The 14730-nt window shown below is 35.3% G+C and carries 15 protein-coding genes and 3 pseudogenes; 1 reads left to right on the top strand and 17 read right to left on the bottom strand.

Annotated elements, in window-relative coordinates:
- The 8 genes and pseudogenes from NWQ57_RS10415 to NWQ57_RS10380 form a co-directional block, all read right to left on the bottom strand.
- Positions 1-225, bottom strand: a 225-nt coding sequence (locus tag NWQ57_RS10415; protein WP_306022090.1) for a glycosyltransferase, incomplete at its 3' end; no start/stop codon positions are given.
- 79 nt (positions 226-304) lie between these two features.
- A pseudogene (locus tag NWQ57_RS10410) lies at positions 305-496 on the bottom strand (hypothetical protein); the annotation flags it as partial.
- A 125-nt stretch (positions 497-621) separates the two neighbouring features.
- Complete coding sequence (locus tag NWQ57_RS10405) at positions 622-1068, bottom strand: GDP-mannose mannosyl hydrolase (RefSeq protein WP_306022089.1); 447 nt, start codon at positions 1066-1068, stop codon at positions 622-624.
- 136 nt (positions 1069-1204) lie between these two features.
- Positions 1205-2167, bottom strand: coding sequence for a GDP-L-fucose synthase (locus tag NWQ57_RS10400; protein WP_306022088.1), 963 nt, complete (start codon positions 2165-2167; stop codon positions 1205-1207).
- Between the two features lie 113 nt (positions 2168-2280).
- Positions 2281-3399, bottom strand: coding sequence for a GDP-mannose 4,6-dehydratase (gene gmd / locus NWQ57_RS10395; protein WP_306022087.1), 1119 nt, complete (start codon positions 3397-3399; stop codon positions 2281-2283).
- Between the two features lie 22 nt (positions 3400-3421).
- Positions 3422-4459, bottom strand: a complete 1038-nt coding sequence (locus NWQ57_RS10390) for a glycosyltransferase (RefSeq protein ID WP_306022086.1) — start codon at positions 4457-4459, stop codon at positions 3422-3424.
- Between the two features lie 36 nt (positions 4460-4495).
- Complete coding sequence (locus NWQ57_RS10385; RefSeq protein WP_306022085.1) at positions 4496-5566, bottom strand: glycosyltransferase; 1071 nt, start codon at positions 5564-5566, stop codon at positions 4496-4498.
- On the bottom strand, positions 5563-6519 hold the full coding sequence (locus tag NWQ57_RS10380) for an acyltransferase (protein ID WP_306022084.1): 957 nt from the start codon (positions 6517-6519) through the stop codon (positions 5563-5565). Before NWQ57_RS10380 ends, NWQ57_RS10385 begins: the two co-directional genes overlap by 4 nt.
- A 467-nt stretch (positions 6520-6986) precedes the next feature.
- Between NWQ57_RS10380 and NWQ57_RS10375 the strand changes: the two genes are divergently transcribed.
- Positions 6987-7253 carry a hypothetical protein gene (locus tag NWQ57_RS10375; protein WP_306022083.1) on the top strand — a complete coding sequence of 89 codons (267 nt, stop codon included), beginning with the start codon at positions 6987-6989 and terminating at the stop codon, positions 7251-7253.
- Positions 7254-7853: 600 nt separating this feature from the next.
- Here NWQ57_RS10375 and NWQ57_RS10370 read toward each other — a convergent pair.
- From NWQ57_RS10370 to NWQ57_RS10335, 9 genes and pseudogenes are all read right to left on the bottom strand, one after another.
- The gene (locus NWQ57_RS10370) at positions 7854-8924 is read right to left on the bottom strand and encodes a glycosyltransferase (protein ID WP_306022082.1); all 1071 of its coding nucleotides are present in this window, start codon (positions 8922-8924) and stop codon (positions 7854-7856) included.
- 5 nt (positions 8925-8929) lie between these two features.
- Positions 8930-9874, bottom strand: a complete 945-nt coding sequence (locus NWQ57_RS10365) for a glycosyltransferase (RefSeq protein WP_306022081.1) — start codon at positions 9872-9874, stop codon at positions 8930-8932.
- A 20-nt stretch (positions 9875-9894) separates the two neighbouring features.
- Positions 9895-10800 carry an alpha-1,2-fucosyltransferase gene (locus NWQ57_RS10360; protein WP_306022080.1) on the bottom strand — a complete coding sequence of 302 codons (906 nt, stop codon included), beginning with the start codon at positions 10798-10800 and terminating at the stop codon, positions 9895-9897.
- A 4-nt stretch (positions 10801-10804) separates the two neighbouring features.
- Positions 10805-12049 carry an O-antigen translocase gene (locus tag NWQ57_RS10355; protein ID WP_306022079.1) on the bottom strand — a complete coding sequence of 415 codons (1245 nt, stop codon included), beginning with the start codon at positions 12047-12049 and terminating at the stop codon, positions 10805-10807.
- An 8-nt stretch (positions 12050-12057) separates the two neighbouring features.
- Positions 12058-13176, bottom strand: a complete 1119-nt coding sequence (locus NWQ57_RS10350) for a DegT/DnrJ/EryC1/StrS aminotransferase family protein (protein ID WP_306022078.1) — start codon at positions 13174-13176, stop codon at positions 12058-12060.
- Positions 13177-13184: 8 nt separating this feature from the next.
- A pseudogene (locus NWQ57_RS22655) lies at positions 13185-13418 on the bottom strand (acyltransferase); the annotation flags it as partial.
- Positions 13401-13634, bottom strand: a pseudogene (locus tag NWQ57_RS22650) (DapH/DapD/GlmU-related protein); the annotation flags it as partial. The pseudogenes NWQ57_RS22650 and NWQ57_RS22655, both read right to left, overlap by 18 nt.
- The gene (locus tag NWQ57_RS10340) at positions 13631-14032 is read right to left on the bottom strand and encodes an FdtA/QdtA family cupin domain-containing protein (RefSeq protein ID WP_306022076.1); all 402 of its coding nucleotides are present in this window, start codon (positions 14030-14032) and stop codon (positions 13631-13633) included. The pseudogene NWQ57_RS22650 and the gene NWQ57_RS10340, both read right to left, overlap by 4 nt.
- Positions 14029-14730, bottom strand: a 702-nt coding sequence (locus tag NWQ57_RS10335; protein ID WP_306022075.1) for a sugar nucleotidyltransferase, incomplete at its 5' end; no start/stop codon positions are given. The genes NWQ57_RS10335 and NWQ57_RS10340, both read right to left, overlap by 4 nt.

Raw genomic sequence — 14730 nt, 5'->3', positions numbered from 1 at the left:
ACGAATCCCTTTATTCATTGCGTCATATATACCTTTATCGGGCTCGCTGACCACAGTGGCAATTTGACCACGATATTCATTAACTATGTCCATAGTGCTATCTTTAGAGCCACCATCAACGACGATGTATTCAATATTCTGGTAATCTTGCGCCAAAACTGATTCAATGGTGCCACGAATAGTTGCTGAACTATTGAAACATACCGTAATAATTGAGACCTTCATGTTAATTTAACAACTCCTTAATATTAGCTAGCGTGCTAGCCACTAAGCTTGCCGCCAGAGCTTCATCGTTTGATTCAGCTTAATAACGTAATTCTGGCGTATTACTTGATGAACGTAAATGCACAATGTCATCTTCTACGAGATCAGAGCCAGATTGCACTTGAGTTAGTTCCAATGGAATTTTGTATAGATTTTTCAACGCATGAATTGCCCTCAAAGGAATATAAATAGATTGACTCTCAGAAATTAAGGTATATTTGCCGTCAATCGTGTTGTCTGCAACGTGGTCAACTCACCATTGAGTCGCAAAAACTGCTTAGGCATTAAATCTCGTCACAAAGGCAACAAACGACCGATGCCACCGGAAATGATGACCGGAAGAATTATTAATATTCCCTAAATAAAATAGGCTTTGGTATGTTGATGCACATCAGGCGCAGCCAATAGTTCTGCTACTGAATACCATCTGTATGATGAATGTTGCTCTTTAGGAAGACTAGTAAGATCCTGAACATTCAATTTGTAGGCAATTGCCACGTAGTGTGTAGAGGGGCTGTCACCAAAAACACAATCCGAATAAAAATGATCATACGGGCCTTGCAAGGTTGCCCCTTCAATCGAAAACACTTGTCCAAGCTCTTGCGAGGTTAATCGTTTAAAAGCCTCGGCTAAACTTTCATCTTTCAAAATTCGCCCACCTGGAACAAACCAATAACCTTGAGCAGGACGATTATTACGATAGCCAAGTAAGTATTCTTCATTCGAATTTTTAATCACCAAATCAATCGATACTAAGGGCGTACTGGCAATCACAGTCTTAAAAGTATTTACTTTAAGATACATATTTATAAAACCCTTACTGTAGGAGACGCTTTAGGGCCGAACAAATTAATAACGACAGTTAATTCAGCACCTTTAATTTATTTACTCTCTCTAGCAGATTCTTTCCGACCTGAAAATAGTCAAGCAATCATCCACTCTAAGCTTGCCTAAAACTCTCTTGATTATTCAGATACCATTGGTACGCATCTTTCAACCCTTCTTCTAGGTTGAAGGTATATTGCCAGCCTAAGGATTGTAAGCGGTCTACTTTCATAAGCTTACGTGGAGCTCCATCTGGTTTGCTAGCATCAAACTCAATTTCCCCCTCGAAACCAGTAACTTTAGCCACGGTTTCAACTAACTCACGAATAGTACAGTCAATTCCGGTGCCCACATTGATATGACTTAACATAGCGTCGGTGTTTGCATCATATATTGCCTTATCTAATTCCATTACATGAATCGATGCTGCAGCCATATCGTTGACATGCAAAAATTCACGCATTGGCTTACCACTGCCCCATGCTACGACTTTTTTATCGCCATTGACTTTTGCTTCATGAAAACGACGCAGTAACGCAGGAATAACGTGGGAATTTTCAGGATGAAAATTATCATGCGGTCCATATAAATTCGACGGCATTACGCTGCGGTAATCACGACCATATTGACGGTTATACGATTCACATAATTTAATACCGGCGATTTTAGCCAAAGCATAAGGCTCGTTAGTGGGCTCTAACGTCCCCGTCAACAAAGCTGTCTCAGCCATAGGTTGCTCAGCTAATTTAGGATAAATACAGCTTGAGCCTAAAAATAGTAATTTTTGAATACCGACAACATGGGCTGAATGAATAATGTTGCATTCAATCATCAGGTTTTCATAAATGAACTCAGCAGGGTAGGTATTATTCGCAATAATACCGCCCACTTTCGCAGCCGCTAAATATACTTCGTCAATCTGTTCTGACTTAAAAAAATCAGCTACCGCTTGCTGGCTAGTTAAATTTAATTCACTGCGTGTACGCAATACCAATTCGCAACCACCACGCGCCTGCAATTGCCTAACAATCGCTGACCCAACCATTCCTCGGTGGCCTGCTACAAATATTTTTTTCATTGTTATATTCCTAGACCAACAGACGTCAATCAATAGTAAAAAATGTTTACTTTTGAAAAACGATAAAGCTCACAGTAAAAAATTCTGTGTACTTTGTTTGGCTCAAAACTCATTTATTCTTTAGAAACGGCTATTGCATAACCATGCTGTTTCAACAACGCATGTTGCTTAGCTTTGTCTAAATCATGTTTTACCATTTCAGCACACATTTCTTCAACCGTAATTTCTGGTACCCATCCGAGCTTTTCTTTTGCTTTGGTAGGATCACCCAACAAAGTTTCAACCTCTGCAGGGCGGAAATAACGCGGATCAACTTTAACAATAATGTCACCAACTTTTACCCCTGGAGCATCGTTACCACTTATTGCAGTCACTGTTGCTATTTCATCAACCCCACTACCAGCAAACTCAACTGTAATACCAGCCTCAGCAGCCGACATTCTTACAAATTCTCTAACAGAAATTTGTTTTCCTGTAGCAATAACAAAATCCTCAGGTTTATCTTGCTGAAGCATCATCCATTGCATACGCACATAATCTTTCGCATGCCCCCAATCGCGCAGAGCGTCCATATTACCTAAATACAAACACTCTTCTAAGCCTTGCGCTATGTTAGCTAAGCCCCGAGTAATTTTACGAGTAACAAAGGTTTCGCCACGGCGCGGCGATTCATGATTAAACAAAATACCATTACACGCATAAATACCATAAGACTCGCGATAATTTACCGCAATCCAATACGCATACATTTTAGCTACTGCATAAGGCGAACGCGGATGAAAAGGAGTCGTCTCTTTTTGTGGAATTTCTTGAACTTCACCATATAACTCAGAAGTAGATGCTTGATAAAACTTAGTTTTCTTTTCTAGACCTAAAAAGCGAATAGCTTCAAGCAAACGCAAAGTACCAATAGCATCTACATCAGCTGTATATTCAGGCGCTTCGAACGACACAGCAACATGCGACTGTGCACCAAGGTTGTATACCTCATCAGGCTGCACTTCCTGCATAATACGAATCAAATTAGATGAATCTGTCAAATCACCGTAATGCAACTTAAAACGCGCATTTTCAATGTGAACGTCTTCGTAGATATGATCAACGCGTTGAGTATTAAATAACGATGCACGGCGCTTAATACCATGAACTTCATATCCCTTTTCCAATAAAAACTCCGCTAAATAGGAGCCGTCTTGGCCGGTTACTCCGGTAATTAAAGCTATTTTTACCATAATATTATCTTTAAACCTAAACTTAGAAACTTAAACTTTGCTCGATTAACGAGATATGTTTTTGAAATGAATAATGATTTTCAAAAATCTGAATATTTTGATTTTTACTATCAACCAAAATCGTTCTGTTTTCATACAACTTTTTAATAGCGCTTGAAATACTCGCTGGGTCTCTACATTTTATTAAACTCCGATTAAATATCCCAAAACTTGAATCTAAAGAATTTATATTAGTAAAAACAATATGCTTTCCTACAGATGCTGCTTCTAGCAGACACAGTGGCTGGGCTTCAGTAGGGTAATAGCTAGGCAAGATGAGTACGTCGATATTCACCAAGAAGTGCCACTTTTCTAAATCCTTGATTGTACCTAGATAATGAATGTATTCACATAGTTTTATATCGGAAAATATTTTGTAGTCAAACTCCAAGTCAAACCCACTACCGCCAGCAATATAACACTCAAGTTCCATTCCTTCTGAGACACAATGCTTCACAGCAGCAATAAGTTCGGCAAGTCCCTTAGACGGAATTAAATTTGAAAGATAACCAATTTTAAGGCTGTTACCTTTCAAATCACGTGGCAAAATATAATCAGGAACAAGAACGGTATTAGGAACCACTATTAGGTCAATCATAGGAAATGCAGAAAATTGCGATTTCATTTGGTCAGAGAGTACAATAGCTCTATCGACCTTATTATATACAGAAAATATTAAATACTTGAAAATTGTTCTTGATTCTTCAACGAAACGAGAAAAATCACTGCCATGTAGATGAACAACTATTTTACAATTATGAAACCTTGCCATTGTTATTATCATATAGTCACGCAAAAAACCTACCTTTGTTCTGGATATTGAAAGGTAAACTACTGAAGGCTTCATCCTATACAATTTGCCCAATACTTTTGCTATAAAAAGTAAATTCGAAACAACTGATTTGTTTGTAGGGAAACACAGAAACGTGCTCACTTTTTTAAATTTACTTCTCACTAATAAGTCAAACGCTGTTGACTGGCCAGTAACAGGATTCGAGGCTGGTCCTATAAATAAATACATAATATAAAATATTCGTCTCCAGATTGAACACTAAAATTATAAAACACTATTAATCGCTTCCTTAAAACGCTCTACCATATCTCTGACGGTGTAGTTTTTTTCAACTGTTAACAGGGAATTTAAAGCCATAACACTTAGATCATATTCAGACATTTTCTGAAAACGCTCAATCGCTAGAGCCAAACTAACACTTGATCCCATCTCAAAAGATACGCCGTTTACATTTTCAATAAAAGCATGAGCCTCAGGCATATGAAATCTCATATCAGAGTGAATAATCGCTGGTTTAGCGTAATTGAACGCATGGATGATACTTAAGCCAACTGCACCGGGGTAGACAAAGACGTCCGCCATATCCATATACTTTGCGATTTCCAGCTCTTCAAACAATGAGCCAACGAAGGTTATCTGGTTAATAACATTTAGTTCAACAGCTGTAGCTCTAACCGAATTAAGTATAGGTCCGTCGCCCACTACAATGAGCTCGGTCGGCGAACTTAATAAACTCATGGCTTCAATCAGACTAAAAAGACCTGACTTGTCTGTTAAACGACCAATGAATATTAAAGTTAATAACGAAGGGTCTCTCTTTACACTTGTACCATATCTAATCGAATTCTTAGCATTGCTAATGTTTTTAGGACATAGACCATTATTAAGTGCAAATGAACCCTTAATTTGTGCTCTCTCGACCTCCCTTTCATGATAAAAAATCCGGACATCTGCAATCTTTGATATTTTTAGTCTGAGACTTGCGAAGATTCCAAAACTTCCGGCTGTCCAACCATGCCCCCACCAAACCGTTTTTATCCCCCTAATTTTCAAAATCACTAACAACAACATGTAATTCAGAATTCTTGGATTACCGTTTATTACAACAACATCTCCTTTTCTATAAGCGGAAAAGAGATTTAGGTTATCCTGCCAAAATATTCCTAAAAATACCCTAAAAGATCCTAACCACGAACAGTTACCTACTTCTTCTGATTTAACATTCAAAAAATCAACTTTACTAGCATATAATTTTAATGTGAAACTATCAGCCAATGTCTTAAAAAATGGAACTCTATATCGAGGAATCGCCGGTTGAATTATGTGTAGTATCATTTGTAAAACCTTTTTAGAAAAGCGGAGAGACGTATTTCGATATATAAGTGAACCAGATATGAAAGAGCTACGGCTATAAAAAAAGCTATCATTACAGCGAAATAAAAGCTAAAACCACGCTCCAGTAAAAATAAAATAATCGCAAACCCTATATATTGATGCAAAAGATATAGTGGATAAGAAATTTTTGAAAAAAATCTAAACATTGAATTATCAAGAAAATTGAGTTTTCCTTTTAACCCTAGCAAAAAAATAATAATGATAATGATATGAATCAAAAAATACTTTTGATTATGAAATAGTGACACGACCGCCAAGCTGAGAACCAAATAATTGAATACAACTATCTTATTATTTGTAGATCGTTGGTTAATAGAGAAAAAACAAACTCCCAATAAAAAAAAAGAAGAATAGTTATTCAAAAACAAAAAATTAAATTTATCTGAAAAATTAAAAGATACGAAAGAGAGGAACAACAAAATAAAATACATAGTATAAATAAAAAAACTTTTCGTAAAAAGGCACAAAGCAGCAACTGTGTAAAATATCCATTCATATTCTAAAGTCCAATAAGAACCATCAACAAATTTAGCATTGAATAAAGAAGGGAAAATGAAAAAGTTACTAATAAAATCAAAATAATCAACATCTCTGATATTGACATTTAACAAGCTAACTGTACCAAATGTTAAAATTATACATAAATAGTACGTTGGTATTAACCTGAGAAAACGCAAAAAAAGAAACCTACTGGGTGTTTTATTTCTAATGGACAACGAGATTAAATAACCGCTCAAGATAAAGAAAAGGGCTACTCCAAGCTTTCCTACAGCAAAAACAAAAATTCCTACACCAGCATTTGTAACATTATTAAAATGATAGAGGTAGTGATAAAACACCACTGAAATCGCAGCATACCCTCGCAACAAATCGAGATGCTCAATCTTTTGCATCGATGAACCCTGAAAATATATATAAATAAATTCCGGACACAATCAATCCATGACTAACTATAATAGTAAAGAGTGATACATTACCCAAGTACATACCAAAGTATGCGAGCGACATAAAAAGTACTAAAGGAGGTGTACTTTTAGTCAAAAGATCAAAAACATACATAATTGATGAATATATAAAAGACACAAAAACCATGCCTACATATCCGTATGCGGCATACCCGTCATTTACAAAAAAATTAGCATTGAAATTACCTAACCCGTACACTTCTTTTAAAGCCACAGGCAAGACTTCAAATTGAGTATTTGACGATATGGCAAATACATCTTTAATGCTGAATACTAATCCAACATGCTGGAAATGAGTAAAAGGTTTGAGTTGAAAAAAATCATGGTAAATCACAAAACTTAGACTTGAGATACTTAGCGTTCTAAAAGTAAATAGAGCACTTATTGCAAAACCTATGGAGGGAAAAAAAGTTGTTAGAATATTTAAAATCATGAAACACGCTATAAATGCTACAACAAAACTATACGATGAACATTTGAAATACAGCACCCAAAAGTATATAAAGAAAAATATAAATGGAGCGATTAAAAGAATTTTTGCACCCATACTAAAAGCTAATAAAAAATACACAATAGAAACAATACAAAGTTTATATGCCATCGATAGTTTTTTATATTTTGCTAGAAAGAAACCTAGGAAAAATGTAACCATCCACAAATAAGGATACACAAGCCACCCAGTAACTTTCACAGACTGCCTTGACTCGTTTAGCTTCGATAGTTCACTGATACCTACTATTGACAAATTCGTCAAGCTTTTGGTAACTATATAAAAAAATAAACAGAAAAGAAACAAATTGGTTAAACAATAAAATCTTCTAGAAGTTTTAAATTTCCGAATTGATAACAATGGAATTTTTGAAAAGAGTATAACTAAAACAATACATAAGGTGAAACATGAAAAAAGCTCAAGCGCGTCATTTTTTGAAAGCCAATCGTTTCTCACTGAAAAAAACACTATAGAAGATGGGTAATAAATAAAAACAAGCAAAAATAGGTTTAGGTATTCAGATGATTTTGTTATTGATGTAGGCTGAAGTAAAACTACAATTCCGATTAATATATTTGTATATAGAACTTCATATCCTGTAAGGCTAAACTGTCTAAATCCAAAATATTGAAAATTTGGAGCTATGAAATTTTCAAAATTAAGACTAAAAAGATAAATGTAAAGGAATACTAAAATTAAGAGGATAAGCCTCGTCTTAAACTCAGATAAACAAGTTTTGTAGTTCAAGCCTAAGGCATGTTCATTTATCATACTATTTGAAATTACCAGCTCGCATTATATTTATATAATATAGGTTAAAAATTTCTTCCCATGAAGTGCCATTAACACTTTTTATACAATCTGCAGGATTAATAAAATCTAAATTATTCTTAAGTAAGTTTATCAAGGATTCAACATTATCATCGACTAACCAACCATTTAGGCCATCTTTAATTAAACTATTATTCTCAAAGGTTTTTGTTGCAATGACAGGAAGACCAGCAGAAAGATATTCAAAAATCTTTGTTGGAGGTTGATACATAAAGGCATCAATCATAGGTATGTAAGCGATACCAATATCATAATTTGAAAGTACAACCTCTATATCGTTGTAATCTAAAAAACCTCTATACTCAATATTTTCTTCTAAAAAAATCATCTCATTTATTTTAGCTAGGGTAACCTCGTTGCCATAACCAAAAATAGAAAGCGAATAAATATTACCTCTCATTTTATTCGTTTCAATTATTGCATTGACAAAATCTTCTAGTTTCCTTTCGTTTAAAGTGCCAATATAAATTAAGCGTGTTGGTTGTTGGTAATTCAATTTTTTAGGATTAATACACTTCAAACTTGAACCAAGAGGCAACAAATAATACTTTTTAATTCCTAATATTTTTTCCGCGACTCCTTTACTTATGACCGATCGTTTTCCAAAAGTCCTTAACTCAATAGACATTAATAAGTTCGAAAACCATCTAAATCGAGAGGCTACAACTCCCGATCTGACATCACAAGCTATATTAAATCCAAAATACTGAAGTATTGAAAAAAGAAAACAGAATTTATGGTAGCGAATATGAAAAAATGTATTGTTTTTATCTATATTTTTTAGGATATACATAAGAACAACTAAAGAGAAAAAATAAGATGATAGACTTAAAAAAATATCGTTAGAAAAGTCGATGATTTTCAAATTTTTGTCAGCACTAACTTTCGAGCCAAGACATAAGTGCTCAACGTCGATACCTTTTCTTTTAGCAATTCGAGTTATCTCTCGGAAATCAGTATTTCCAAACTTCTCTTTTGATACTATAACGATTTTAGTAATTTCTTTACTCATACAGACTAATGACCAAAAAATATTCCAAGATAATATCGATAAAAAAGCGCTAGACATTTTTTTATAGATGCCCCATCAATAACAGCTCTGTAAAAATCAAAGAAATTAGCTTTTCTATTGCTTAACTTATTCATCAAGCTTATGTACGCCCGTCTACTACGTAATATCTTCAAGCCTATTTTATTGTCAACAAGTAATAGATCTTTTTCATTTTGCATTAGGTCTACCAACTCTCTCGATGAATTAATTTTATAATAGTTATACAAAAGTTCAGTATTATTTGTCATTTTGATATCAGAAATCCCGCCTGTTATTCGATATTGCACAAGCGGTTCATCAACAAAGCCAATTCCATGTAACAAAGCAGATCTGACTGGTATGGTTCTATCTTCATTCACAATTTGGCGGTCGAGACCACCAAAGACATCAAAAACTTCTCTATGCCAAGCGTGCGAGCAGCCTAAAATTGAGATTTCACGTTTCAAGAGCTTATTTATAAGGATGTTGGAATGCAGAACCCTGGTATCCACACCTCGCCGTTCCCTAACCACTTTGCCACCTGCATCTATTTCCTCAATAGCAGAATATATTGACGTTGGCCTTCCATTTTTTTGCCAATACTCACATATAGCAGAAATTCTATTATGTTTGGATATGTCATCACCCGCGAACACAACACAAAGCTCTCCTTTTGCCATGGACATAAGTAGATTTAAATGATCTCCAATACCTAAATTTTGAGAATTTGAATTAACTTGTATATTTAATTTATTAAATTTAGATATCACTTCGTTAATAATTTCCAAAGAACGATCAGTGCTACAATCATCCGATATTATAAACTCTATTTCACCAGTGTAATTCTGATTTAATACCGAGTTAATACTTTCATTAAGATACTTTTCATGATTATAGGACAATAACAATGCTGAAACTTTCGGTAAATTCATTCATATTTCCCTAGCATTTTCTAAGAAACAAAGTTTGAAGGGAGTCGCTCCCAACTATTAGGCCCTATTTCTTGAGTATCGATATCGTAACCTTTAAACCATGTTTTCGGCAGTATTGTAAAAGAATCACTGTTATAATTTAACAATGCCGCCCACCTACTGAAACCAGAATTAGCGATCACGTTGGCCTTAGCGTATTTCATCAATTCTAGTTCTTCCAAATCTGATAGTTTGGCTTTTTCTTGAATGAATATTGCGTTATCAATGAAGGAAAAGTGCCTTTTAGCTTTAACCAAATCGTCTGTAAAAATATATGATACTAAATTAGTACACTTACTGTTCAGTACATCAAATGCTTGCTTATAATAATCCAAACCTAAATTACCGTGAAAGTTTTTTGCAATTGGATTGGATAAATAATCACCGCATCTGTAATGGAAAGCAGCTGAATTTTCACTTGCTATTTGTTTCGCTAAAGTCGAACAGTTTTCACTAATAATTCGAGGTTTGAACTCAACCTTTAACAAATCTAATACTGAACTATAATACTTATATGAAATAAAATTCCCATCGATATAAGTTTCATCATCTATGTTATAAAAATTTTCATCAAAATGAAGATCCTGCTCTTTATAAATATTTTTATTTTTCCTAAGGACTAGTTGATTTATATAATTAGTTATTTTAAGTCCAAAGCGACCGCCATATGAAAAATTTACTAGACTAAATTTATTAAATCTCTCTGCGCCACTAATAGCTCTGTACTCAATGTTAAAATTATCAAACCCAAAACTTCTTTGGTTTAGTTTATTATAATGAATAAGATCAATGTCCATTTCATAATTCTTATTAATACATAAAGACTTTACCGCTGCGTATATGCAAAACTGGTTTGATATACCACCGACTAGTTTGGCAGTCACCATTTATTTAAGCTTCCTTAAATTTCGAAATTCTATAAATAAATGCGATAACCAACATCATAAGAGCATTATTTATAAAATGTGAAAATGCAACTCCACCAAATCCCATAGTTGAGATAAAATGGAACGTAAAAAAGTAAAACGATAGCGCAAAAAATACTTCAACAAAAATATGTCTAAACGTTTGAGCTTTTGCCAACAATGTGTAGCTTACAACCCAAGTTACAACTTTAAAAAAGTCTCCGCAAACTTGCCAAAAAAAAAGCTGTTTCATATCATTGAATTCATCTGAAAAAAGCAGATTAATAATAATATCTCGACTTAAATATATAGCGGAACAAGACACCAGAGCAACAGGAAATATAAACTTCAGCCCCTCTAAAACAGCTGAATTCAGGGATTTTTTGTCTTCACACTTAGCAAATTTTGGTAAAAAATAAATACTTAACACTGACGTTATGAAGGTAAGATAAATAGTGCTTAGCCGCCAACTTGCGTCCCAATTACCCGCATAATGAGAACCAAACTTATCCGTTAATAAATCTCTGACATTAATATAAGTATAGGGCCAAATAATACTTGGAATTACAACCATTAAGGAAAAAAACAAAAGCTTCTTAACTATATCGAACTCAAATTTTTGGACAATATAATTAATTCTGAATTTCGGAAACAATTCTTTTTTCTTACAAAAATAAATTACAATAAAAACTGTTATTGCTTGGTTACTAACAACAGCTATTAATATACCTTGTAGTTTCCATAAGTATAGAAACAATAAACTATACAACAAGGAAAATATACTAGAAATGATGTTCACACCAACAAGCAAACGTAGTTTTTGCAGTCCGTTTAAATAAGAAGTTGCAAGCGTATTAATAACATAGAAAATTAACGTAAATGACAAAAGATAGATAAACCATTCAATCTGACCATCAAAATCAGCTGCTAATTTTTTAGCAAAAAATATAAGTAAAGCAGATGTGAGCAAAGAAGATAAAACACACACTAATAAAATATAGGTCAGGTACTTATCACTTTTATCAGCTTCTGCGGTATATTTAACCGCCGCCCCTCCCAGGCCCGCAGTTGCAGAAGTTAGAGAAATTGCAACTATATTTTGCAATTGACTAATAGTTGCATAGCCTGAGGGACCGATTAATATTGCAATAGCTTTGTTTAAAATAAGCAATGTGCTCATTTTAATTACAACGGCGACGCTATTAATCGAAAAAGCTCTATAAATTGACATAGCCGACTTTATTGATTAAACGAGTTGATCGCAGAAATAACTCTACCCACATGATTTTCTGACATATAAGGCGAGATAGGTAAAGACAAAACGTCTCTATGCAATTCTTCTGTGATAGGAAATGTTAAATATGAATAACTCAGATAAGCTTTCTGGAAGTGGGGCGGGATTGGATAATGAATCATACTTACAACGCCAGAGTCCATTAGATGTTTTTGCAATTCATCACGGTTCTTGGTTCGGATAACAAACAAGTGAAAAGCGTGACTACACAACTCTTCAATTGTTAACTTGGCACTAATAGGTAGCTGGACTAATGGGTTTTTTATAGCACTCGCATATGCAATCGCAATTTCTCTACGCCGCTGAGTTTCTTTATGCAAGTATTTGAGTTTAACCGATAACAGTGCAGCTTGCATTTCATCTAAACGGCTGTTTACGCCCTGATAAAGATTTTCATATTTCTTATGGCTACCATAATTGCCTAATGCACGAATTATTTGAGCTAATTCGTCATCATTAGTGGTCACCGCACCAGCATCCCCCAGTGCGCCTAAATTCTTTCCTGGATAAAAACTAAAACCCGATGCATGCCCCCAATTACCAGCTTTCCTGCCTTCAATCTCAGCACCATGAGACTGAGCCGAGTCTTCTAACACAAGAAGATTATGCTCTGATGCAATAGCAATAATTTCAGGCATTGGAGCTAATTGACCGTACAAATGAACTGCAAGTATAGCTTTCGTGTTGTTGGAGATTGCAGCGCGAATATTCGCAGGACAAATATTGAACGTTAGTGGATCGGGTTCGACAAGTACAGGCTTTAATTTATTCTCAGTAATAGCAAGGATACTGGCTATATAAGTATTGGCAGGTACAATAATTTCATCACCTTCATTTAACTTACCTAGCTCTTTCCAAGCACGTAGTACTAAAATAAGCGCATCCAAACCATTTGCTACACCAATACAATGCTTGGTTCCACAATAGTCTGCAAAGCTTTGTTCGAACTTTTTAACTTCTTCACCATGGATATACCAACCGGAATCAATTACACGCGTAGCGGCGGCTATCAACTCTTGACGATATACTGCGTTTATCTGCTTCAAATCTAAAAATGGGATCATTCTAAAAACCTGATAATTTTTGCGGGATTTCCAACAACTACCGCTTTAGCTGGAACATCTTTAGTTACAACTGAGCCAGCGCCTATCATCGCTGACTCACCTATCGTGACACCTGGCAGTATTGTTGCGTTCGCACCGATACTTGCAGACTCATTTACGGTTATACCTGTAAATTTTTCTGGGTATTGTTTTGACCTTGGAAATCCATCGTTAGTGAAGGTTGCATTGGGGCCGATAAACACATTATTTCCAATTCGGGTGCCATCCCACAACTGAACACCTGATTTTACTGTAACGTTATCGCCAAGTATTACATCCCCTTCAATCAAACTATGAGCGCAGATGTTGCAGTTTTTACCTATAGAAGCTCCAGCAAGGATAACGACGAATTGCCAAACTTTAGTACCAAAACCTATTTCACAATTAGCTACATCTGCAAATTTATGAACGAAGCTCATTGTTTCACCTTCTTACAAAAAATCGAGTAATCTCGGATGTAATCGGATTCGTCATAATATTCACTGGCTAAAACTAGCAGAACACAGTCTGCACTAAAATCGTACATTTCTCGCCAGACGTTATTACCTATCAATAAACCTTTTTCCGGGGTATCTAACCAGACTATATCTCTTGAAACGCCATCATCTAACAGAAAACGACATTTCCCAGCGACACAAATAGCTAGCTGCTGAAGGTTTTTATGCGCATGAAAGCCGCGAGAGACGCACTGTTTTGTGTGGTAAATGTAATAAACGCGCTTAACTTCAAATGGAATATGGTTATTGGCTTCGATTGACACCAACGAGCCACGGTCGTCACCTAAATATGGTAGGTCAATAAGACGTATTAAACTCATACCTTTCCCTCAGCAACACCAAGTAAATATTGACCATAGCTATTTTTACTCATCAATGTACCTGTTTCTATTAACTGCGCTTTGGTTAGCCAACCGCGGTTGTAAGCAATTTCTTCAAGACAAGCAACCTTATACCCCTGACGTTTCTCAAGTGTTTCAACAAATTGTGCTGCATCTAATAAGCTTTCATGTGTGCCTGTATCCAACCAAGCGAAACCTCGCCCTAATAACTCAACGTTAAGTTTGCCTAATTCAAGGTATGTATTGTTAATGCAAGTAATTTCGAGCTCACCTCGCTCACTGGGAGAGACGTTTTTAGCTATATCTGTCACCCGATTGTCATAAAAATACAAACCGGTAACGGCAAAATGCGATTTGGGCTCAGTAGGTTTTTCTTCTATTGAAATTGCTTTCATTTCGCTATCAAACGCGACTACACCAAAACGCTCAGGGTCTTTTACCTGGTAGCCGAAAACCGTAGCTCCCTCGCCCTCTTTTGCTTTTCTTATAGCTTCTTTCAACTTTGGGGTAAATCCCTGGCCATAATAGATGTTATCGCCTAACACTAAACACACATCATCCTTGCCAATAAATTGTTCACCAATAATAAAAGCTTGAGCAAGACCGGCCGGGGTTGGTTGTGCTGCATAACTAATGCTAATACCAAACTGGGAGCCATCTTTTAATAAACGTTGAAA

The organism is Paraglaciecola sp. (assembly GCF_030730205.1).
Lineage (GTDB): Bacteria > Pseudomonadota > Gammaproteobacteria > Enterobacterales > Alteromonadaceae > Paraglaciecola.
This window is presented reverse-complemented; position numbering and strand designations above follow the sequence as displayed.

What these genes read in the sequence shown, in the direction of transcription:
- NWQ57_RS10405 (WP_306022089.1), bottom strand. Translation starts at nt 1,068, where the DNA reads ATGTATCTTAAAGTAAATACTTTTAAGACTGTGATTGCCAGTACGCCC.
- NWQ57_RS10350 (WP_306022078.1), bottom strand. Translation starts at nt 13,176, where the DNA reads ATGATCCCATTTTTAGATTTGAAGCAGATAAACGCAGTATATCGTCAA.
- NWQ57_RS10400 (WP_306022088.1), bottom strand. Translation starts at nt 2,167, where the DNA reads ATGAAAAAAATATTTGTAGCAGGCCACCGAGGAATGGTTGGGTCAGCG.
- NWQ57_RS10380 (WP_306022084.1), bottom strand. Translation starts at nt 6,519, where the DNA reads ATGCAAAAGATTGAGCATCTCGATTTGTTGCGAGGGTATGCTGCGATT.
- NWQ57_RS10365 (WP_306022081.1), bottom strand. Translation starts at nt 9,874, where the DNA reads ATGAATTTACCGAAAGTTTCAGCATTGTTATTGTCCTATAATCATGAA.
- gmd (WP_306022087.1), bottom strand. Translation starts at nt 3,399, where the DNA reads ATGGTAAAAATAGCTTTAATTACCGGAGTAACCGGCCAAGACGGCTCC.
- NWQ57_RS10375 (WP_306022083.1), top strand. Translation starts at nt 6,987, where the DNA reads ATGGAGGGAAAAAAAGTTGTTAGAATATTTAAAATCATGAAACACGCT.
- NWQ57_RS10360 (WP_306022080.1), bottom strand. Translation starts at nt 10,800, where the DNA reads ATGGTGACTGCCAAACTAGTCGGTGGTATATCAAACCAGTTTTGCATA.
- NWQ57_RS10385 (WP_306022085.1), bottom strand. Translation starts at nt 5,566, where the DNA reads ATGATACTACACATAATTCAACCGGCGATTCCTCGATATAGAGTTCCA.
- NWQ57_RS10370 (WP_306022082.1), bottom strand. Translation starts at nt 8,924, where the DNA reads ATGAGTAAAGAAATTACTAAAATCGTTATAGTATCAAAAGAGAAGTTT.
- NWQ57_RS10340 (WP_306022076.1), bottom strand. Translation starts at nt 14,032, where the DNA reads ATGAGTTTAATACGTCTTATTGACCTACCATATTTAGGTGACGACCGT.
- NWQ57_RS10390 (WP_306022086.1), bottom strand. Translation starts at nt 4,459, where the DNA reads ATGTATTTATTTATAGGACCAGCCTCGAATCCTGTTACTGGCCAGTCA.
- NWQ57_RS10355 (WP_306022079.1), bottom strand. Translation starts at nt 12,049, where the DNA reads ATGTCAATTTATAGAGCTTTTTCGATTAATAGCGTCGCCGTTGTAATT.